Origin of the sequence: Enterobacter cloacae complex sp. IR53041, from assembly GCF_049238285.1 — a bacterium.
Lineage (GTDB): Bacteria > Pseudomonadota > Gammaproteobacteria > Enterobacterales > Enterobacteriaceae > Enterobacter > Enterobacter roggenkampii.
The window spans coordinates 26,369-45,812 of sequence record NZ_JBMKHB010000030.1 but is presented as its reverse complement, the minus strand read 5'-3'; the positions used below and the strand labels follow the sequence as shown (position 1 = coordinate 45,812).

20 protein-coding genes are annotated in these 19,444 nt (G+C 58.2%); 17 read left to right on the top strand and 3 right to left on the bottom strand.

The genetic code is table 11. The features are described from left to right. Window positions 1–139 precede the first annotated feature (139 nt). Window positions 140–625 (top strand): phosphohistidine phosphatase SixA, encoded by a 486-nt coding sequence (sixA, locus tag ACOTXF_RS18860; protein WP_014884683.1) that lies wholly within the window; start codon window positions 140–142, stop codon window positions 623–625. 46 nt (window positions 626–671) lie between these two features. On the opposite strand, the gene smrB is transcribed toward sixA, so the two are convergent. Continuing rightward, the gene (smrB, locus tag ACOTXF_RS18855) at window positions 672–1,223 is read right to left on the bottom strand and encodes an endonuclease SmrB (RefSeq protein ID WP_047747648.1); all 552 of its coding nucleotides are present in this window, start codon (window positions 1,221–1,223) and stop codon (window positions 672–674) included. A 145-nt stretch (window positions 1,224–1,368) separates the two neighbouring features. On the opposite strand from smrB, the gene prmB reads away from it, so the two are divergent. From prmB to ACOTXF_RS18825, 6 genes are read left to right on the top strand one after another with little or no spacing between them, the layout of a single operon-like run. Beyond that, window positions 1,369–2,301 carry a 50S ribosomal protein L3 N(5)-glutamine methyltransferase gene (gene prmB / locus ACOTXF_RS18850; RefSeq protein ID WP_008502612.1) on the top strand — a complete coding sequence of 311 codons (933 nt, stop codon included), beginning with the start codon at window positions 1,369–1,371 and terminating at the stop codon, window positions 2,299–2,301. Between the two features lie 60 nt (window positions 2,302–2,361). Further along, a complete protein-coding gene (gene aroC, locus ACOTXF_RS18845; protein ID WP_047747647.1) occupies window positions 2,362–3,447 on the top strand; it encodes a chorismate synthase in 1,086 nt (361 codons plus the stop codon). A 2-nt stretch (window positions 3,448–3,449) separates the two neighbouring features. After that, window positions 3,450–4,274, top strand: a complete 825-nt coding sequence (gene mepA / locus ACOTXF_RS18840; RefSeq protein WP_008502610.1) for a penicillin-insensitive murein endopeptidase — start codon at window positions 3,450–3,452, stop codon at window positions 4,272–4,274. Next, complete coding sequence (locus ACOTXF_RS18835; protein ID WP_047747646.1) at window positions 4,274–5,083, top strand: sulfite exporter TauE/SafE family protein; 810 nt, start codon at window positions 4,274–4,276, stop codon at window positions 5,081–5,083. Before mepA ends, ACOTXF_RS18835 begins: the two co-directional genes overlap by 1 nt. Then, complete coding sequence (locus ACOTXF_RS18830; protein WP_008502608.1) at window positions 5,083–5,628, top strand: elongation factor P hydroxylase; 546 nt, start codon at window positions 5,083–5,085, stop codon at window positions 5,626–5,628. Before ACOTXF_RS18835 ends, ACOTXF_RS18830 begins: the two co-directional genes overlap by 1 nt. 13 nt (window positions 5,629–5,641) lie before the next feature. Continuing rightward, on the top strand, window positions 5,642–5,917 hold the full coding sequence (locus tag ACOTXF_RS18825) for a YfcL family protein (protein ID WP_008502607.1): 276 nt from the start codon (window positions 5,642–5,644) through the stop codon (window positions 5,915–5,917). 97 nt (window positions 5,918–6,014) lie between these two features. On the opposite strand, the gene mnmC is transcribed toward ACOTXF_RS18825, so the two are convergent. After that, window positions 6,015–8,012, bottom strand: coding sequence for a bifunctional tRNA (5-methylaminomethyl-2-thiouridine)(34)-methyltransferase MnmD/FAD-dependent 5-carboxymethylaminomethyl-2-thiouridine(34) oxidoreductase MnmC (gene mnmC / locus ACOTXF_RS18820; RefSeq protein ID WP_047747645.1), 1,998 nt, complete (start codon window positions 8,010–8,012; stop codon window positions 6,015–6,017). Window positions 8,013–8,170: 158 nt separating this feature from the next. Here mnmC and fabB point away from each other — a divergent pair, with 158 nt between their 5' ends. Both fabB and ACOTXF_RS18810 read left to right on the top strand, forming a co-directional pair. Continuing rightward, window positions 8,171–9,388 (top strand): beta-ketoacyl-ACP synthase I, encoded by a 1,218-nt coding sequence (gene fabB / locus ACOTXF_RS18815; protein WP_008502605.1) that lies wholly within the window; start codon window positions 8,171–8,173, stop codon window positions 9,386–9,388. A 207-nt stretch (window positions 9,389–9,595) separates the two neighbouring features. Beyond that, complete coding sequence (locus ACOTXF_RS18810; RefSeq protein ID WP_047747644.1) at window positions 9,596–10,774, top strand: MFS transporter; 1,179 nt, start codon at window positions 9,596–9,598, stop codon at window positions 10,772–10,774. Between the two features lie 91 nt (window positions 10,775–10,865). On the opposite strand, the gene flk is transcribed toward ACOTXF_RS18810, so the two are convergent. Beyond that, window positions 10,866–11,870 (bottom strand): flagella biosynthesis regulator Flk, encoded by a 1,005-nt coding sequence (gene flk, locus ACOTXF_RS18805; RefSeq protein WP_008502603.1) that lies wholly within the window; start codon window positions 11,868–11,870, stop codon window positions 10,866–10,868. A 113-nt stretch (window positions 11,871–11,983) separates the two neighbouring features. Here flk and pdxB point away from each other — a divergent pair, with 113 nt between their 5' ends. The 8 genes from pdxB (at window position 11,984) to cvpA (ending at window position 19,442) form a co-directional block, all read left to right on the top strand. Next, window positions 11,984–13,120: a 4-phosphoerythronate dehydrogenase PdxB gene (gene pdxB, locus ACOTXF_RS18800; protein ID WP_047747643.1), complete on the top strand. Its 1,137-nt coding sequence runs from the start codon at window positions 11,984–11,986 to the stop codon at window positions 13,118–13,120. Window positions 13,121–13,187: 67 nt separating this feature from the next. Beyond that, the gene (locus ACOTXF_RS18795; protein WP_047747642.1) at window positions 13,188–14,201 is read left to right on the top strand and encodes an aspartate-semialdehyde dehydrogenase; all 1,014 of its coding nucleotides are present in this window, start codon (window positions 13,188–13,190) and stop codon (window positions 14,199–14,201) included. Continuing rightward, window positions 14,201–15,013: a tRNA pseudouridine(38-40) synthase TruA gene (gene truA / locus ACOTXF_RS18790; RefSeq protein WP_021241572.1), complete on the top strand. Its 813-nt coding sequence runs from the start codon at window positions 14,201–14,203 to the stop codon at window positions 15,011–15,013. Before ACOTXF_RS18795 ends, truA begins: the two co-directional genes overlap by 1 nt. Before the next feature lie 28 nt (window positions 15,014–15,041). Next, window positions 15,042–15,701, top strand: coding sequence for a DedA family protein (locus ACOTXF_RS18785; RefSeq protein ID WP_008502599.1), 660 nt, complete (start codon window positions 15,042–15,044; stop codon window positions 15,699–15,701). A 154-nt stretch (window positions 15,702–15,855) separates the two neighbouring features. Further along, window positions 15,856–16,761, top strand: coding sequence for an acetyl-CoA carboxylase, carboxyltransferase subunit beta (gene accD, locus ACOTXF_RS18780; RefSeq protein ID WP_008502598.1), 906 nt, complete (start codon window positions 15,856–15,858; stop codon window positions 16,759–16,761). A 70-nt stretch (window positions 16,762–16,831) separates the two neighbouring features. After that, window positions 16,832–18,100 carry a bifunctional tetrahydrofolate synthase/dihydrofolate synthase gene (gene folC, locus ACOTXF_RS18775; RefSeq protein ID WP_023325775.1) on the top strand — a complete coding sequence of 423 codons (1,269 nt, stop codon included), beginning with the start codon at window positions 16,832–16,834 and terminating at the stop codon, window positions 18,098–18,100. Then, entirely contained in the window at window positions 18,090–18,788 is a 699-nt protein-coding gene (dedD, locus tag ACOTXF_RS18770; protein ID WP_008502596.1) for a cell division protein DedD, read from the top strand. The genes folC and dedD overlap by 11 nt, the downstream gene beginning before the upstream one ends. A 165-nt stretch (window positions 18,789–18,953) precedes the next feature. Continuing rightward, the gene (cvpA, locus tag ACOTXF_RS18765) at window positions 18,954–19,442 is read left to right on the top strand and encodes a colicin V production protein (RefSeq protein ID WP_000262116.1); all 489 of its coding nucleotides are present in this window, start codon (window positions 18,954–18,956) and stop codon (window positions 19,440–19,442) included. Window positions 19,443–19,444 lie beyond the last annotated feature (2 nt).

Sequence of the window (19,444 nt, the reverse complement as noted above, 5' to 3'; positions counted from 1 at the left end):
CTTACGCCATTGAGGTAAAAAACAGCGTTTCATTCATCGAATGGATCAGGCACAATGCCCGGCCATCGGGTTTTCTACCTCTTAGCATTTATCGCGGGTAGTTAACGCCGGTGATTCTGGTTAACAAAAGCGGTGCAATATGCAAGTTTTCATCATGCGTCACGGCGACGCGGCACTCGATGCCGCCAGTGACTCAGTACGTCCTTTAACCGTCTGTGGCTGCGACGAATCCCGTCTGATGGCAACCTGGCTTAAAGGTCAAAAAGTGGACATTGAACGCGTTCTTGTGAGTCCGTTCCTGCGTGCAGAACAGACGCTGGATGTGGTAGGGGAGTGTATGAACCTGCCGTCCAGTGTGGATGTTCTCCCCGAACTGACACCATGCGGTGATGTCGGCCTTGTCAGCGCTTATCTTCAGGCGCTGTGCAATGAAGGTGTCGCTTCCGCACTGGTCATTTCCCACCTGCCGCTGGTCGGCTATCTGGTATCTGAGCTGTGCCCGGGCGAAACGCCGCCTATGTTCACCACTTCCGCGATTGCCAACGTCACCCTCGACGAAACCGGCAAAGGGGTCTTCAACTGGCAAATGAGCCCGTGCAACCTGAAGATGGCAAAAGCGATCTGACGTGACGTGTGACAGGGCGGGGTGCTATATCTTTCCCGCCCTTCTGTCAGGGCAACTCTGGCGGCAGCCACTCCTCAACTTCAATCAATACCAGCAAGGCGGCATCTCCGCCGTACTCTTTCGGTGCCTGATGAAACGCCATTACGTGTGGGTGCTGAGCCAGCCACAGCGGCGTCTGTTGCTTGAGGATATGTTTCCCGTGGCCATGCATCACGCAGGCGCAAAAAACATGTTCGCGGCGACAGGCGGCAATCAACGCCCCCAGCTCCTGTTTCGCCTGCATTTGCGTTAAGCCGTGCAGATCCAGAAACAGCTCCGGCGAATAATCTCCCCGGCGTAACTTTTTCAGTTCGAAATGGCTGACGTCCTCGCGCACGTATTTCACCGCGCCCTGGGTATTAAGCAGCGGCTGAAACTCGTCTGAAAAGTAGTGGCTGTTATCGGCCTGCTCCTGCAGCAGTCGTTTGACCGGGACTTCGCTGATTTTTTTACGCTGCGGGCGATGAACAATCGTGTCCTGCGCGATTTTCCGCGTCCCGGTCATTAGCTGGCGGAAGAGCGCCTGATCCTCCTCGCTGAGCGATGTTTTCTTTTTCATTCGTCATTCTCATCTCGTATTTCCGATAGTGTACCCGACTAAACGCATTTTTTAACCTCAAGCGGTACGCGTCATTGCTGATTTATCGCCGTCTTCATGGCAAACTAGCCGCCGAAAATTATGCGAGCATGCCCTGGAGGAAAGAGTGGATAAAATATTTGTCGATGAAGCAGTAAACGAGCTGCATACCATACAGGACATGTTGCGCTGGTCGGTTAGCCGCTTCAGCGCCGCCAATATCTGGTACGGACACGGTACCGACAACCCGTGGGATGAAGCCGTGCAGCTGGTGCTGCCGTCCCTCTACCTGCCGCTGGATATTCCGGAAGACATGCGCACCGCGCGCCTGACCTCGAGCGAAAAACACCGCATCGTTGAGCGCGTGATCCGTCGCGTGAACGAGCGTATTCCGGTCGCCTATCTGACCAACAAAGCCTGGTTCTGCGGCCACGAGTTCTATGTCGATGAACGCGTGCTGGTGCCGCGCTCGCCGATTGGTGAGCTGATCAACAACCACTTTGAAGGCCTGATCGGCCATCAGCCGCAGCACATTCTGGATATGTGTACCGGGAGCGGCTGTATCGCCATTGCCTGCGCTTACGCCTTCCCGGAAGCGGAAGTGGACGCGGTTGATATCTCCACCGACGCGCTGGCCGTGACCGAGCATAACATTGAAGAGCACGGTCTGATCCATCACGTTACACCAATTCGCTCTGACCTGTTCCGCGATCTGCCGACGCTGCAGTACGATCTGATCGTCACTAACCCGCCGTACGTCGATGCGGAAGACATGTCCGATCTGCCAAACGAATACCGTCACGAGCCGGAGCTGGGTCTGGCGTCAGGCTCTGACGGCCTGAAGCTGACCCGCCGCATTCTGGCCTGCGCGCCGGATTATCTGACCGACGACGGCGTTCTGATTTGTGAAGTGGGCAACAGCATGGTACATCTGATAGAGCAGTATCCGGATGTGCCGTTCACCTGGCTTGAGTTCGACAACGGCGGTGACGGCGTCTTTATGCTGACCAAAGCGCAGCTGCTCGACGCGCGCGAACACTTCAGCATCTATAAAGATTAATCCAGCGGGCTTCGGCCCGTTTCACAACGCTCAAACACAAACAACAACATCGGAGCCGTGATGGCAGGAAACAGTATTGGACAGTTATTCCGCGTGACCACCTTTGGCGAGTCGCACGGGCTGGCGCTGGGCTGTATCGTTGATGGCGTACCGCCAGGCATCGAACTGACCGAAGCCGATTTGCAGCATGACCTCGACCGTCGTCGTCCGGGCACCTCTCGCTACACCACGCAGCGTCGCGAGCCGGACCAGGTCAAAATTCTCTCCGGCGTCTTTGAAGGCCGTACCACCGGCACCAGCATTGGTCTGCTAATTGAAAACACCGATCAGCGCTCCCAGGACTACGGCGCCATCAAGGACGTGTTCCGTCCAGGCCATGCCGACTACACCTACGAACAAAAGTACGGCTTTCGCGACTATCGCGGCGGCGGGCGTTCTTCTGCGCGTGAAACCGCGATGCGCGTGGCGGCTGGCGCCATTGCTAAGAAATACCTGCAGCAAAAATTTGGCATCGTGATCCGCGGCTGTCTGACCCAGATGGGCGACATTCCGCTGGCGATCAAAGACTGGGATCAGGTCGAGCAAAACCCGTTCTTCTGTGCGGATGCCGACAAGCTGGACGCGCTGGACGAACTGATGCGCGGTCTGAAAAAAGAGGGCGACTCCATTGGGGCGAAAGTCACCGTCGTGGCCGACGGCGTCCCGCCAGGCTGGGGCGAGCCGGTATTTGACCGTCTCGACGCCGACATCGCGCACGCGCTGATGAGCATCAACGCGGTGAAGGGCATTGAGATTGGCGACGGTTTTGACGTGGTATCCCTGCGCGGCAGCCAGAATCGCGACGAAATCACGAAAGCGGGCTTCCAGAGCAACCACGCGGGCGGCATTCTGGGCGGGATCAGCAGCGGGCAGCAGATTATTGCCAATATCGCGCTGAAACCAACTTCAAGCATTACCGTGCCGGGCCATACGATTAACCGCGATGGCGAAGAAGTTGAGATGATCACTAAAGGACGTCACGATCCGTGCGTGGGGATCCGCGCGGTACCGATCGCAGAAGCGATGCTGGCGATCGTGCTGATGGATCACTTCCTGCGCCAGCGCGCGCAGAATGCGGATGTGACGACCACCATTCCACGCTGGTAAACATGAAAAAAACCGCAATTGCTCTGCTGGCGCTGCTTGCCAGTGGAGCCAGTCTGGCCGCCACGCCGTGGCAAAAAATCACCCATCCGGTGGCGGGGAGCGCGCAGTCCATCGGCGCCTTTTCTAACGGCTGTATCGTGGGGGCTCAGGAACTTCCGCTGCAATCGGATACCTATCAGGTGATGCGTACCGACCAGCGTCGTTACTTCGGCCACCCGGATCTGGTGCTGTTCATCCAGCGGCTGGGAAACCAGGTGCATAATCTGGGGCTAGGCACGATGCTGATCGGCGATATGGGGATGCCTGCGGGCGGGCGTTTTAACGGTGGACACGCCAGTCACCAGACCGGACTGGATGTCGATATCTTCCTGCAGCTGCCTAAAGCGCGCTGGAGTTCAGCCCAGTTGCTGAAACCGCAGGCGCTGGATCTGGTGTCGAGCGACGGTAAGCGCGTTGTGCCCTCACTGTGGACGCCGGATATCTTCAGCCTGATTAAGCTGGCGGCAAAAGATAACGACGTCACGCGGATCTTCGTCAACCCGGCTATCAAGCAACAGCTCTGCCTCGATGAGGGAACCGATCGCGACTGGTTGCGCAAAGTGCGCCCGTGGTTCCAGCATCGTGCGCACATGCACGTTCGTCTGCGCTGCCCGGCGAACAGCCTGGAATGCGAAGATCAGCCGCTACCGCCGCCAGGCGATGGCTGTGGTGCGGAACTGCAAAGCTGGTTTGAACCGGCAAAACCTGGAACCTCTAAGCCTGAGAAGAAGACACCGCCTCCGTTGCCGCCTTCCTGCCAGGCGCTACTGGATGAGCATGTACTTTAATGGATAATTTCGTCGATCTGTTTATGGTGTCACCGCTGCTGCTGGTGGTGCTGTTCTTTGTGGCTATGCTGGCCGGTTTTATTGATGCCCTTGCGGGCGGCGGCGGGCTATTAACCGTACCCGCGCTGCTGGCGGCGGGCATGAGCCCGGCGCAGGCGCTTGCCACCAACAAGCTGCAGGCCTGCGGCGGCTCGCTTTCGGCGTCGCTCTATTTTATCCGCCGCAAGGTGGTGAGCCTGGCCGATCAAAAGCTCAATATTCTGATGACCTTTATCGGTTCCACGTCGGGCGCGCTGCTGGTGCAGCACGTGCAGTCGGATATTTTGCGCCAGATCCTGCCGGTTCTGGTCATCTGCATCGGGCTTTATTTCCTGCTGATGCCGAAGCTCGGCGAGGAAGACCGTCAGCGTCGTCTGCACGGCCTGCCGTTTGCGCTGATTGCCGGGGGCTGCGTCGGTTTTTACGACGGTTTCTTCGGCCCGGGGGCAGGCTCGTTTTACGCGCTGGCGTTTGTGACGCTGGCCGGATTTAACCTCGCCAAGTCGACCGCCCATGCCAAAGTGCTCAACGCGACCTCGAACGTCGGCGGCCTGCTGCTGTTTATCATTGGCGGCAAGGTCATCTGGGCAACCGGGTTTGTGATGATGGCAGGGCAGTTCCTGGGCGCGCGCGCAGGCTCGCGCCTGGTATTAAGCAAAGGGCAAAGGCTGATCCGTCCGATGATCGTTATCGTCTCGGCCGTGATGAGCGCCAAACTTCTTTATGACAGCCATGGACAGGAGATCCTCACCTGGTTGGGGATGCACTAATGAACAGTACGCATAAATATGAACAGCTGATTGAGATCTTTGACGGCTGTTTTGCTGACGATTTTAATACCCGTCTGATTAAAGGCGACGACGAACCGATCTATCTTCCTGCTGATGACGAGGTTCCGTATAACCGCATCGTCTTTGCCCACGGCTTTTACGCCAGCGGTTTGCACGAAATTTCGCACTGGTGCATCGCCGGAAAAGCGCGTCGCGAGCTGGTGGACTTCGGTTACTGGTATTGCCCGGACGGGCGAGACGCCGCGACGCAGGGGCAGTTTGAGGATGTGGAAGTGAAGCCGCAGGCGCTGGAATGGCTGTTCTGCGTGGCGGCGGGTTTCCCGTTCAACGTCAGCTGCGACAACCTCGAAGGCGACTTCGAGCCAGACCGTATTGTCTTCCAGCGCCGCGTGCATGCGCAGGTGATGGAATACCTTGAGAAAGGCATCCCGGCACGTCCGGCGCGCCTGATCGAGGCCTTACAGAATTATTACCACACGCCGGCGATTGCGGCGGAAAGCTTCCCTTGGCCGGAAGATCTTTAACAGAGGAAAGAAGATGATCGCAGAATTTGAATCACGCATTCTGGCGTTAATTGATGACATGGTGGAACACGCCAGCGATGATGAGCTGTTCGCCAGCGGTTATCTGCGTGGTCACCTGACGCTCGCGGTAGCCGAGCTGGAAGCAGGTGACGATCACTCTGCCGACGCTGTTCATGAGGAAGTGACCCGCAGTCTGGAGAAAGCCATTCAGGCCGGGGAGCTCTCTCCGCGCGACCAGTCACTGGTGCTGGGCATGTGGGACAACCTGTTCCAGCAGGCTAAACGCTAAGTCATTGTTTTTCGCCCGGTGGCGCTGCGCTTACCGGGCCTACTAATTTTCCCTCTCCCTGTGGGAGAGGGTTAGGGTGAGGGCACCAGGCCGCACCTTACTTAACCATTTTCCCCTTCAGCAGTTTCCTTACCCACAAGCGATTCGGATTCAGTCCCGCAAGCGTAACCCTGTCCAGCGGAATTGGCTCGTCGCTCATTTGCGCGGCTAATACTTCAGCCAGCAGCGGCGCAGAGCACAGCCCACGGGAACCCAGCCCGCCCAGCATAAACAGCTCCGGATACACCGGTGCGGCCACCGCCGTTTCCTTGTTTTCAGCCAGATCTTCATAGGCCGCAAGCGTCGCGTCATAGTCCGGCGCGTTGCCCGCCATCGGCAGATGATCGCGGGTGGCGCAGCGCACGCCGCAGCGCGCGTCACCCTCGCTGACGTCAACCTCTTTCGCCCACGCCGCATCCGGGAAACAGTCAATCAGGCGCTGGCGGTTTTGCGCCTGATCCGCTTCGCTATAGCGCATATCCGTTTCGCCACGATGATAGCTGGCCCCGATGCAGTGATGGCCGTTAGACGGATTTTGCGGTGTCAGATAGCCGTCATAGCACAGCACCTGGCGCAGTTTGCCGAGCGCAGGCGCGGTGGGGATATGGCTTACCTGGCCGCCGACCGGATAAACCGGCAACGCTGCTGTCTGGATAAACTGGCTGATGTGATGCCCGTTGGCCAGCACAACGCTGGCATGGCTCGCCTCCTTGCCATCAACAAAACGCAGATCCCAGCGTTCTGTCCGGCTGAGCGATTCCACCTTGTGGGCATAATGCGTCGTCAGCCCGCGCGACTGCGCCAGGGCAATGACCGCCGCGGTCAGTTCAGCCGGACACAGCCAGCCGCCGAGCGGGTACTGAATGCCCCCCCACCCGGTTTCCACGCCAGCGGTGTCCGCCACCTCTTGCGCACTGACCGCGCGGGCAATTTCTTCCGGCAGGCCCAGCGACAGCATCTGCGCGATCTTCTGCTGGCTCTTCTCATCCCAGCCGAGCTGCGTCACGCCACACCAGTCGTGGTCGAATGCCACTGGCAGCGCGTCGTACAGGCGGCGGGCGAAGGTAAAGGCCGCGGGGAAAAACTGGAACAGGGCCGGATCGTGTGCGCTTAAAAGCGGATAGAGCGCCCCCTGACGGTTGCCGGATGCGCCGCTGGCGGGCGCGTCGTCAGCGCAGTAGAGCGTGACCTGCCAGCCACGCTGGAGAAGGGCGAGCGAGAGCAGGGCGCTGGCGATCCCACCGCCAACGATCGCTACGTCGCGCGATGCGCTGGCGCGGCGCGCAAACCAGGGCGTCTGAGCGGGGATGTCCAGCGTCTGCTCCATCCTGCCGACCAGCATGTCGCGCTTGCGGCCAAAGCCTTTGGTCTTCTGCATGGTAAAGCCCGCCTCCTGCAGCCCACGGCGGACAAAACCCGCCGAGGTGAAGGTGGCAAGGGTAGCCCCAGGGCGCGCCAGCCGCGCCATCGCGTTAAACAGATGCTGGCTCCACATGTCCGGGTTTTTGGCAGGGGCAAAACCGTCCAGAAACCACGCGTCGACCTTCTGATTCATCGAATCATCGAGCCTGTCGGTCAGGTCGTTGATGTCGCCGAGCCATAGGTCCAGCGTGACGCGTCCACCGTCCAGAATCAGACGGTGACAGCCGCCGATGTGGGGCGGCCACTGCGCCTGAAGCTGTTCTGCCCAGGGCGCAAGCTCCGGCCAGCGCTGGTGGGCAAGCCGCAGATCGTGCGCGGTGAGCGGGAATTTTTCGAAACTGATGAAATGTAATCTTTGTAGCGTAGCCTCAGGGTGAGCAGCGTGGAACTGATTAAACGCCTGCCAGAGGGTTAAAAAATTCAGCCCGGTGCCGAATCCACTTTCCGCGACCACAAACAGGCTCCGCGGGTGCGCCGGGAAGCGGGTGCTGAGCTGGTTTCCGTCGAGGAAAACATAGCGAGTTTCTTCGAGTCCGTTATCATTAGAAAAATAGACGTCATCAAAATCTCGGGAAACAGGTGTACCCTCAGCGTTGAATTCGAGGTTGGCGGGTTGTATAGCGTTTTGTTTCACGTAAGTTACTCGTCTGACAGGCAGTGGCACGATCTTAACGATGTGAGTCCATCGGTGCAAATTTCCGCAGAAAATGTCTGATCGGACTTGTTCGGCGTACAAGTGTACGCTATTGTGCGACTCGAAACTTACTATAGTGCGACTTACAGAGGTATTGAATGAAACGTGCAGTGATTACTGGCCTGGGCATTGTTTCCAGCATCGGTAATAACCAGCAGGAAGTCCTGGCATCTCTGCGTGAAGGACGCTCCGGGATCACTTTCTCTGAAGAGTTTAAAGATTCAGGTATGCGTAGCCACGTATGGGGTAACGTCAAACTGGACACCACCGGTTTGATCGACCGCAAAGTGGTTCGTTTCATGAACGATGCCTCTATTTATGCTTATCTCTCCATGCAGGAAGCGATCAAAGATTCTGGCCTGAGCGAAGAGGTTTATCAGAACAACCCGCGCGTGGGTCTGATCGCCGGTTCTGGCGGCTCATCTAAAGCGCAGGTATTCGGTGCTGACGCCATGCGTAGCCCGCGTGGTCTGAAAGCGGTAGGTCCGTACGTGGTCACGAAAGCCATGGGTTCTGCGGTTTCCGCGTGCCTGGCGACCCCGTTCAAAATCCACGGTGTGAACTACTCCATCAGCTCCGCGTGTGCGACCTCCGCACACTGTATCGGTAACGCTGTTGAGCAGATCCAGCTGGGTAAGCAGGACATCGTATTTGCTGGCGGCGGCGAAGAGCTGGGCTGGGAAATGGCCTGTGAATTCGACGCGATGGGCGCACTGTCCACCAAGTACAATGAGACCCCGGACAAAGCCTCCCGTACCTACGATGCGCACCGTGACGGTTTCGTTATCGCGGGCGGCGGCGGTATGGTTGTGGTTGAAGAGCTGGAGCACGCGCTGGCACGTGGCGCGCACATCTATGCTGAGATCGTGGGCTACGGTGCAACGTCTGACGGCGCCGACATGGTTGCGCCATCCGGTGAAGGCGCGGTGCGCTGCATGAAGATGGCGATGCACGGCGTTGACACCCCAATCGACTACCTGAACTCTCACGGTACTTCTACGCCGGTAGGCGACGTGAAAGAGCTGGGTGCGATCCGTGAAGTCTTCGGCGACAACAGCCCGGCAATCTCCGCGACCAAAGCCATGACCGGTCACTCTCTGGGTGCGGCTGGCGTACAGGAAGCGATCTACTCTCTGCTGATGCTGGAAAACGGCTTTATCGCGCCAAGCATCAACATCGAAGAGATGGACGAGCAGGCTGCTGGCCTGAACATCGTGACCAAACCAACGGACGCGACGCTGACTACCGTCATGTCCAACAGCTTCGGTTTCGGCGGCACCAACGCCACGCTGGTCATGCGTAAGCTGAAAGCATAAGTTTTATGTTTGATTCGAAAGGGGAGCCATAAGGCTCCCTTTTTTATGCATTGACAAGCGGCTGATCTCACAGGCAAACTTCACCACTCAACATTATCCTCACGATAATGCGTAAGCGTTTAACGTCAACCAACGCACCTTAATCCTGATAATCAGGTAGAGGGGGCGTGGCATTTCCCCGCCTTACTCTTCATTTCGGAGTAAAGCATGACTGCAGTAACTCAAACAGAAACAACCCCTTCAGCGAACGTCTCGCTGTTCCGTATCGCCTTTGCGGTATTCCTGACCTATATGACCGTTGGCCTGCCGCTGCCGGTGATCCCGCTGTTCGTACACCAGGAGCTGGGCTATGGCAACACCATGGTCGGCATCGCCGTGGGTATCCAGTTTTTAGCGACGGTTTTAACCCGCGGCTACGCCGGACGGCTGGCGGACCAGCACGGTGCCAAACGTTCGGCGCTGCAGGGCATGTTTGCCTGCGGCCTGGCGGGCGGCGCATGGCTGCTGGCGGCTCTTCTGCCGGTCGACGCGGCGTATAAATTTGCGCTGCTGGTGCTGGGCCGTTTAATCCTGGGCTTTGGTGAAAGCCAGCTGCTGACCGGCACCCTGACCTGGGGAATGGGGCTGGTGGGGCCAGCACGTTCCGGCAAGGTGATGTCCTGGAACGGCATGGCCATCTACGGCGCGCTGGCCGCCGGGGCACCGCTTGGGCTGCTGATCAACAGCCAGTTCGGTTTTGCGGCGCTGGCTGCCACCACCATGGCGCTGCCGCTGGCGGCATGGGCGTTTAACGGCTCGGTGCGTAAGGTGCCCGCGCACAAAGGCGAGCGTCCTTCCCTGTGGAGCGTGGTCGGCCAAATCTGGCAGCCGGGCCTGGGCCTGGCGCTGCAGGGCGTGGGTTTTGCGGTGATTGGGACGTTCGTCTCGCTCTATTTTATGAGCCGCGGCTGGGCGATGGCCGGTTTTACGCTTACCGCGTTTGGCGGCGCGTTTGTGCTGATGCGCGTCTTCTTCGGCTGGATGCCGGATCGCTTTGGTGGCGTGAAGGTGGCGGTGGCGTCGCTGGTCATTGAAACCATCGGTCTTCTGCTGTTGTGGAATGCACCCGTGGCATCCGTTGCGCTGCTTGGTGCGGCGCTGACCGGCTGCGGCTGTTCTCTGATCTTTCCGGCGCTGGGCGTTGAAGTGGTGAAGCGCGTGGCTCCGCAGGTGCGCGGGACGGCGCTCGGCGGCTATGCGGCGTTTCAGGATATCTCATACGGGGTAACCGGGCCGCTGGCCGGGGTGTTAGCCACCTCGTTTGGCTATCCGTCCGTCTTCCTGGCCGGTGCGGTTTCCGCGGTGGTGGGGATCGTGGTGACGCTGGTGGCGTTTCGCAGAACGTGAGTCGTTGTTGCCGGGTGGCGGCTGCGCCTTACCCGGCCTACGGTTCAAGCCGTTGTAGGCCCGGTAAGGCGCAGCGCCACCGGGCAAAATATCAGGCAACCAGCCAGAAAATCGCCAGCGCAATCAGTAATGCAATAAACATCAATCCCGGACGCGCAGAAAGTGTTCTGAAGGTCTCCACGACCGGCGCAAACAGCGGGCTGTAGATCGGCTGAATATTTCTCACCTCCGGTACGCCTCCTTCGCGCTCGGCGCGGCGAACAAAGATCTGGTTGAGCAGATCCTGCACCTGCGCGGTAGTCAGTACCGTTTGTGGCGTGGCCTGCCAGTTCTGCTGGGCATAATCCCGAATCACCTCGAACTCGTGCGGCTCAAGCGGCTGTTTCAGCGCGGCCTGCACAGTATGCAGGGTAGGGGCGCTCTGGGTGCTGAGCGTCTGGCGTGCCTGGAGCCAGGTCACCAGATGGGTAAACTGTTTGGCCGGGATCAGCTCGCCTGCCTTCACGCCCGACAGCTCCAGCATGGATTGCCAGATAAGCTTCGTCGGCTCGCCGGTGGCCGCGGCCAGCTTTGTCACCATCTGCTTGAGCGTATTGTGCTCGGCGGGCAGCAGCGGGCGCTCGGTCGCCGGGCGCACCTGCGGCTGCGGAATCGACAGCTCATTGTTCTGCAGCAGCGTCAGCACGGTTTTGAGCTGGTCGGGCGTCAGTTGGCCCAGCGCGGTCTGACCATACTGCTGGCGAATAAAATCACTCACCGCCTGGCGGTTATTTCCCTGGCCCAGCAGCTCCGTCAGCTGAGAAACAATCTGGCGCGTGGTGTGGTTCTGCTGCGCGGTTGTAATACGCTGGTTCAGATTTTGCTCGGCAGCGGGGAAATGGCGCGACTGCAGCGGTGCGTCGTTCCTCACGCCTAAATCATGCTTCACCCCGGCCCAGACTTCCGCGTTTTGCTGTGAAGTCAGCGCAATCAGGCGCGTGATCAGTCGCTCCAGCACGGTGCGCTGTTGCGTGGATAGCGGTTGTTCACCGGCAACGTTTGGCGTGACGGGGCCTTCACCCGGAGGGCGTGGCGGCGTACCTGAAATGGGCTGCATCGTCAAAAATCCTTAAAGTCAAAACTCAGCGTAAACCTGGCAGACGTATATGCCTGGCGGCCAGATTATGGCACACTTGGCAGGTTTTCTTCCTCTCAAACAGGTACTCAGACGTGAAAATCCTCGTTGATGAAAATATGCCTTACGCCCGTGAGCTGTTTAGCCGCCTGGGTAACGTTAAGGCTGTTCCTGGTCGCCCGATCCCGGTCAACGAACTGGACGATGCCGACGCCCTGATGGTGCGCTCGGTGACCAAAGTAAATGAGGCGTTGCTCACCGGTAAGGCGATTAAGTTCGTTGGGACCGCAACGGCAGGGACCGATCATGTGGATGATAAATGGCTGAAGCAGGCCGGAATCGGTTTCTCCGCCGCGCCGGGCTGTAACGCGATTGCCGTCGTGGAATACGTTTTCTCCTCGCTGCTGATGCTGGCCGAGCGCGACGGGTTTGCGCTGAAAGACCGCACCGTGGGGATTGTCGGCGTGGGTAACGTCGGCGGACGCCTGCAAAAGCGCCTGGAAGCGTTAGGGATCCGCACGTTGCTGTGCGATCCGCCGCGCAAAGACAACGGCGATGATGGGGATTTCCGTTCGCTGGACGAGCTGGTTGAACAGTGCGACGTGCTGACGTTCCACACGCCGCTGTTTAAAGAGGGGCCGTATAAGTCTCTGCATCTGGCCGATGAGGCGTTAATTCGCCGTCTGAAGGCTGGCACTATTCTGATAAATGCCTGCCGTGGTCCGGTAGTCGATAACGCCGCGCTGCTGACGTGTCTGAACGAAGGACAAGACCTCAGCGTGGTGTTGGACGTCTGGGAGCCGGAGCCGGACCTCAACGTTGAACTGCTAAATAAGGTTGATGTGGGCACGGCGCATATCGCTGGTTATACCCTCGAAGGGAAAGCCCGCGGTACGACGCAGGTCTTCGAAGCCTACAGCGCCTTTATCGGCCATCCGCAGCAGGTGGCGCTGGATACCTTACTCCCCGCGCCTGAATTTGGCCGCATTACCCTTCACGGCCCGCTCGATCAGGCAACGCTGAAAAGGCTGGTGCATTTGGTGTATGATGTGCGCCGCGATGATGCGCTGCTGCGTAAAGTGGCGGGGATCCCGGGTGAGTTTGATAAGCTGCGCAAGAACTACGTTGAGCGCCGCGAGTGGTCTTCCCTCTATGTGATGTGCGACGACGCGTCGGCGGCGACGCTGCTGCACAAGCTGGGGTTTAACGCCGTTCATCACCCGGCGCATTAATGTCTTCTTAATGCTCCCTGTCGGATACTCCGACAGGGACGCTTTTTTATTTCTGGAGTAAACCACCATGTCTGAAGGCTGGAACATTGCCATTTTAGGTGCCACGGGTGCCGTGGGCGAAGCCCTGCTCGAAACGCTTGCTGAGCGTCAGTTCCCGGTGGGCGATATCTATGCGCTGGCGCGAACGGATAGCGCGGGTGAGCATCTGCGTTTTAACAATAAATCCGTCATTGTTCAGGATGCGGCGGCGTTCGACTGGACGCAGGCGCAGCTGGCGTTTTTCGCCGCGGGCGCTGAAGCCACTGCGGCGTACGTTGAAGAGGCGACCAACGCAGGCTGTCTGGTCATCGATCTGAGCGGTCTGTTCTCCATGGAGCCGGATGTGCCGCTGGTGGTGCCGGACGTGAACCCGTTTGTACTGGCTGACTACCGCAACCGTAACGTCATTGCGGTACCGAACAGCCTGACCAGCCAGCTGCTGACCGCCCTGAAACCGCTGATCGACGACGGCGGCCTGTCGCGCATTACCGTGACCAGCCTGCTGTCCGCGTCCGCAAACGGCAAAAAGGCCGTTGACGCGCTGGCCGGGCAGAGCGCGAAGCTGCTGAACGGTATCCCGATTGACGAAGATGATTTCTTTGGCCGCCAGCTGGCGTTCAATATGCTGCCGCTGCTGCCGGACCGCGAGGGTTCCGTACGCGAAGAGCGTCGTATCGTCGATGAGGTGCGTAAAATTCTGCAGGACGATGGCCTGATGATCTCCGCAAGCGTCGTGCAGTCCCCGGTCTTCTACGGTCACGCGCAGATGGTCGGCTTTGAAGCGCTGCGTCCCCTGGCGGCAGAAGAGGCGCGCGATGCGTTTGGCCGTGGGGAAGACATCGTCCTCTCTGAAGAGAGCGAGTTCCCGACGCAGGTAGGCGACGCCACCGGTAGCGCGCATCTTTCCGTGGGCTGCGTGCGTAACGACTACGGTATGCCGGAGCAGGTTCAGTTCTGGTCCGTTGCCGACAACGTTCGTTTCGGTGGCGCGCTGATGGCGGTCAAGATCGCCGAGAAACTGGTGCAGGAGTACCTGTACTGATGTCAGACGTGGAACAAAAGCCGGTTCATAAAATTGCCCTCGGTATTGAGTACGACGGCAGTAAATATTATGGCTGGCAGCGTCAGAATGAGGTGCGCAGCGTCCAGGAGAAACTGGAGAAAGCGCTCTCTCAGGTGGCAAACGAGCCGATTAACGTCCTGTGCGCAGGCCGTACGGACGCGGGCGTTCACGGTACGGGGCAGGTGGTGCACTTTGAGACCACCGCCGTGCGTAAGGATGCCGCCTGGACGCTGGGTGTAAATGCGAATTTGCCTGGTGACATTGCGGTGCGCTGGGTGAAAGCTGTGCCGGATGATTTTCATGCGCGTTTCAGCGCCACCGCGCGTCGTTACCGTTATGTCATCTACAACCAGCGTCTGCGTCCGGCGGTGTTAAGCCAGGGCGTGACGCATTTTTATGAACCGCTCGATGCGGAACGCATGCATCGCGCGGCGCAGTGTCTGATTGGTGAAAATGACTTTACCTCGTTTCGTGCGGTGCAGTGTCAGTCCCGCACGCCGTGGCGTAATGTCATGCACATTCACGTCAGCCGTTTTGGCGCGTATGTGGTGGTGGATATCAAAGCCAATGCCTTTGTACATCATATGGTGCGGAATATTGTGGGCAGCCTGATGGAAGTGGGTGCCGGACACCAGCCGGAGAGCTGGATTGCAGACCTGCTGGCAGCGAAGGACAGAACGCTTGCGGCAGCCACGGCGAAAGCGGAAGGGCTGTATCTGGTCTCGGTAGACTATCCGGATCGGTTTGACCTGCCGAAACCGCCAATGGGGCCGCTGTTTTTAGCGGACTAAACAAAGGTGCAATTAAGGCTTAGACAATATGGACGTAATTCGTTTTTTGATTGATTTCATCCTGCATATTGATGTTCACCTGGCAGAGCTGGTCGCGCAGTATGGCGTCTGGGTTTATGCCATTCTGTTCCTCATTCTGTTCTGTGAAACCGGGCTGGTTGTCACGCCGTTCCTGCCGGGCGATTCACTGCTGTTTGTCGCCGGGGCGTTATCGGCGCTGCCCACCAACGATCTGAATGTGCATCTTATGGTGGTGCTGATGGTGATTGCCGCCATCGTCGGTGATGCGGTCAACTACACGATTGGACGCGTATTCGGTGAGCGGCTGTTCAGCAATCCGGATTCAAAAATTTTCCGTCGCAGCTATTTAGATAAAACGCATGCGTTTTATGAACGCCATGGCGGAAAAACCATTATCCTTGCGCGCTTTGTGCCTATTGTGCGTACATTTGCACCGTTTGTGGCGGGAATGGGACATATGTCCTATCGTCATTTTGCCATGTATAACGTCGTGGGGGCGCTGCTTTGGGTACTGCTGTTTACCTATGCAGGCTACCTGTTTGGCGATCTCCCTGTGGTTCAGGAAAATCTTAAGTTACTGATTGTAGCGATTATTGTGCTTTCCGTACTGCCGGGCGTTATCGAAATCATTCGTCATAAACGTGCGGCGGCAAAGCAAGCGAAGTAAATGCACACTGGCGGTTCGACCACTTTTTTATCCAAAGTTTCGGGCTGTTATGTTTTAATGTGCAACATTCATGGTCTGTTGGAGGCAAAAATGGCATTATTCGCCTCTTATAGCAAAACTGGCATACGACCAGGTTCAGGCAGAAAGGTTATCAATGAGCTGGATTGAACGAATTAAAAGCAACATTACCCCAACGCGTAAAGCGAGCATTCCTGAAGGGGTATGGACGAAGTGTGATAGCTGCGGCCAGGTTCTGTATCGCGCAGAGCTGGAGCGCAACCTTGAGGTGTGTCCGAAGTGTGACCACCATATGCGTATGTCGGCGCGCAACCGCCTGCATAGCCTGCTGGACGAAGGTTCTCTGGTAGAACTGGGCAGCGAGCTTGAGCCAAAAGACGTGCTGAAGTTCCGCGACTCCAAAAAATATAAAGATCGTCTGGCCTCCGCACAGAAAGAGACCGGTGAGAAAGACGCGCTGGTCGTCATGAAAGGTACCCTGCATGGGATGCCGGTTGTTGCCGCTGCGTTTGAGTTCTCCTTTATGGGTGGCTCAATGGGCTCCGTGGTCGGTGCGCGCTTCGTGCGTGCCGTTGAGCAGGCGCTGGAAGACAACTGTCCGCTGATCTGCTTCTCTGCCTCCGGCGGAGCACGTATGCAGGAAGCCCTGATGTCCCTGATGCAGATGGCTAAAACCTCTGCAGCGCTGGCGAAGATGCAGGAGCGCGGTCTGCCGTACATCTCCGTGCTGACCGACCCAACCATGGGCGGCGTCTCCGCGAGCTTCGCGATGCTGGGCGACCTGAACGTCGCTGAGCCAAAAGCGCTGATCGGCTTTGCGGGTCCTCGCGTTATCGAGCAGACCGTTCGTGAAAAACTGCCGCCGGGATTCCAGCGCAGTGAGTTCCTCATTGAGAAAGGCGCCATCGACATGATCGTCCGCCGTCCGGAAATGCGCCTAAAGCTGGCGCGCATCCTGGCGAAGCTGATGAATCTGCCAGCGCCGAACCCGGATGAGCCGCGTGAAGGCGTGGTGGTACCGGATCAGGAACCCGAGGCCTGATAACTGAAAAGGGCAGGGCCGGTTGGCGCTGCCCTTTTGCTTTCTAATCTGTTAATGACAACCGGGCATTATGGAAAATAAAAGCATTCCCCAAGCCACGTCGCCCCTGGCCGCGTGGCTTTCTTATCTGGAAAACCTGCACAGTAAAACCATCGATATGGGGCTTGAGCGCGTAAGCCAGGTTGCCGCGCGTCTTGATGTGCTGAAACCGGCGCCTTTCGTGTTCACCGTCGCAGGCACCAACGGCAAAGGTACCACCTGCCGCACGCTGGAATCCGTCCTGATGGCGGCGGGCTATAGGGTCGGCGTGTACAGCTCGCCACATCTGGTACGCTACACCGAGCGGGTTCGTGTGCAGAACCGCGAGCTGCCGGAATCCGCGCATACGGCATCGTTCGCGGAAATTGAAGCCGCGCGCGGAGAGACCTCATTAACCTATTTTGAATACGGCACTCTGTCGGCCCTGTGGCTGTTCAAACAGGCCCAGCTGGACGTGGTGATCCTTGAGGTTGGTCTTGGCGGACGTCTTGATGCGACCAATATCGTCGATGCAGACGTGGCGGTAGTGACCAGCATCGCGCTGGATCATATCGACTGGCTGGGGCCCGATCGTGAAAGCATTGGCCGCGAGAAGGCCGGTATTTTCCGGGCAAATAAACCTGCCGTGGTGGGCGAGCCGGACATGCCGCACACCATTGCTGACGTGGCGAACGAAAAGGGCGCACAGCTGCTGCGCCGCGGCGTTGACTGGCAGTATGAGGTTCAGGACAACGGCTGGCGCTTTAGCGACGCGCAGGGGGCGCTGGATAACCTGCCGCTGCCGCAGGTCCCGCAGCCAAATGCGGCAACCGCGCTGGCGGCACTGCGCGCCAGCGGCCTCGTGGTCAGCGAACAGGCGATCCGCGAGGGTATACAAAACGCGATTCTGCCAGGACGTTTCCAGATTGTGAGCGAGTCACCGCGCCTGATTCTGGATGTGGCGCACAACCCCCACGCGGCGGCGTATCTCGCGGGACGTCTCAAATCGTTACCAAAAACCGGGCGCGTGCTGGCGGTTATCGGTATGCTTCATGATAAAGATATCGGCGGGACGCTGGCCTGCATGGAGAGTGTGGTCGATAGCTGGTATTGTGCTCCTCTGGAGGGGCCACGCGGCGCGACGGCTGAGCAACTGATGGAACATCTCGGCAAAGGCGCAATCTACAGTAGCGTGGCGCAGGCCTGGCATGCCGCGATGGCGGAGGCTAAACCAGAAGATACCGTGCTGGTGTGTGGTTCATTCCACACGGTGGCACATGTCATGGAAGTGATGGACGCGGGGAGAACCGGTGGCGAGTAAGTTTCAGAACCGTTTAACAGGAACCATTGTGCTGGTCGCGCTCGGGGTGATTATTCTTCCCGGGCTGCTCGACGGGCAGAAAAAGCATTATCAGGATGAGTTTGCCGCGATTCCGCTGGTGCCGAAACCGGGCGACCGCGATGAGCCGGATATGCTGCCCGCGGCGACGCAGGCGCTGCCTGCTCAGCCTCCGGAAGGGGCGGCGGAAGAGGTGCGCGCGGGCGATGCCGCCGCACCGTCGCTCGATCCGTCTCGCCTGGCGGCCACGAGCAACAGCGATATCGATCCTGTGCCGGTCGAGCAGCCTAAACCGGTTGAAAAACCGAAGCCGGTTGAGAAGCCGCAGCCGAAACCGCAGCGTGATAAAGCGGCAGAACAGCTCGCCGCAGCGTCAGAGACGCCTCCGCCAGCAAAACCGACGCAGCAGGACGCTGCTGCCCCAACGGGCAAAGCCTACGTGGTGCAGCTCGGTGCGCTGAAAAATGCGGACAAGGTGAATGAGGTGGTGGGTAAACTGCGCAGTGCGGGATATCGTGTTTACACTTCACCTTCCACGCCGGTGCAGGGTAAAATTACCCGTATCCTCGTGGGGCCAGAAGCGTCTAAAGACAAACTGAAAGGGTCGCTGGGTGAGCTGAAGCAGATCTCCGGCCTGAGCGGTGTGGTGATGGGCTACAGCGCGAACTAAGTACGACCTGCTCCTGTAAGAGAGAGGCGATAAGCCACGGCGTTGAACATTTTTTCAGCGCCTTTTTTATTTACGCGCGGGAAGGAAATCCCTACGCAAACGTTTTCTTTTTCTGTTAGAATTCGCCCCGAACTGGATGACAGGGCGTTTAATCGTGGGACACATATGGTCTGGATTGATTACGCCATCATTGCGGTGATTGGTTTTTCCTGTCTGGTTAGCCTGATCCGTGGCTTTGTTCGTGAAGCGTTATCGCTGGTGACCTGGGGTTGTGCTTTCTTTGTCGCCAGTCATTACTACACTTACCTGTCTGTCTGGTTCACGGGCTTTGAAGATGAACTGGTCCGAAATGGAATCGCCATCGCGGTGCTGTTTATCGCGACGCTGATTGTTGGCGCTATCGTCAATTACGTGATAGGTCAGCTGGTCGAGAAAACCGGTCTGTCAGGAACGGACAGGGTACTCGGGATCTGTTTCGGGGCGTTGCGAGGCGTGCTGATTGTGGCCGCGATCCTGTTCTTCCTGGATACCTTTACCGGGTTCTCCAAAAGTGAAGACTGGCAGAAATCGCAGCTCATTCCAGAGTTCAGCTTCATCATCAGATGGTTCTTTGACTATCTGCAAAGCTCGTCGAGTTTTTTGCCCAGGGCATAAAC

Coding starts and splice junctions, on each gene's coding strand:
- ACOTXF_RS18830 (WP_008502608.1), top strand. CDS start 5,083: ATGAACAGTACGCATAAATATGAACAGCTGATTGAGATCTTTGACGGC.
- folC (WP_023325775.1), top strand. CDS start 16,832: ATGGAAAATAAAAGCATTCCCCAAGCCACGTCGCCCCTGGCCGCGTGG.
- cvpA (WP_000262116.1), top strand. CDS start 18,954: ATGGTCTGGATTGATTACGCCATCATTGCGGTGATTGGTTTTTCCTGT.
- sixA (WP_014884683.1), top strand. CDS start 140: ATGCAAGTTTTCATCATGCGTCACGGCGACGCGGCACTCGATGCCGCC.
- ACOTXF_RS18785 (WP_008502599.1), top strand. CDS start 15,042: ATGGACGTAATTCGTTTTTTGATTGATTTCATCCTGCATATTGATGTT.
- ACOTXF_RS18795 (WP_047747642.1), top strand. CDS start 13,188: ATGTCTGAAGGCTGGAACATTGCCATTTTAGGTGCCACGGGTGCCGTG.
- mepA (WP_008502610.1), top strand. CDS start 3,450: ATGAAAAAAACCGCAATTGCTCTGCTGGCGCTGCTTGCCAGTGGAGCC.
- ACOTXF_RS18810 (WP_047747644.1), top strand. CDS start 9,596: ATGACTGCAGTAACTCAAACAGAAACAACCCCTTCAGCGAACGTCTCG.
- truA (WP_021241572.1), top strand. CDS start 14,201: ATGTCAGACGTGGAACAAAAGCCGGTTCATAAAATTGCCCTCGGTATT.
- accD (WP_008502598.1), top strand. CDS start 15,856: ATGAGCTGGATTGAACGAATTAAAAGCAACATTACCCCAACGCGTAAA.
- ACOTXF_RS18835 (WP_047747646.1), top strand. CDS start 4,274: ATGGATAATTTCGTCGATCTGTTTATGGTGTCACCGCTGCTGCTGGTG.
- fabB (WP_008502605.1), top strand. CDS start 8,171: ATGAAACGTGCAGTGATTACTGGCCTGGGCATTGTTTCCAGCATCGGT.
- ACOTXF_RS18825 (WP_008502607.1), top strand. CDS start 5,642: ATGATCGCAGAATTTGAATCACGCATTCTGGCGTTAATTGATGACATG.
- aroC (WP_047747647.1), top strand. CDS start 2,362: ATGGCAGGAAACAGTATTGGACAGTTATTCCGCGTGACCACCTTTGGC.
- smrB (WP_047747648.1), bottom strand. CDS start 1,223: ATGAAAAAGAAAACATCGCTCAGCGAGGAGGATCAGGCGCTCTTCCGC.
- flk (WP_008502603.1), bottom strand. CDS start 11,870: ATGCAGCCCATTTCAGGTACGCCGCCACGCCCTCCGGGTGAAGGCCCC.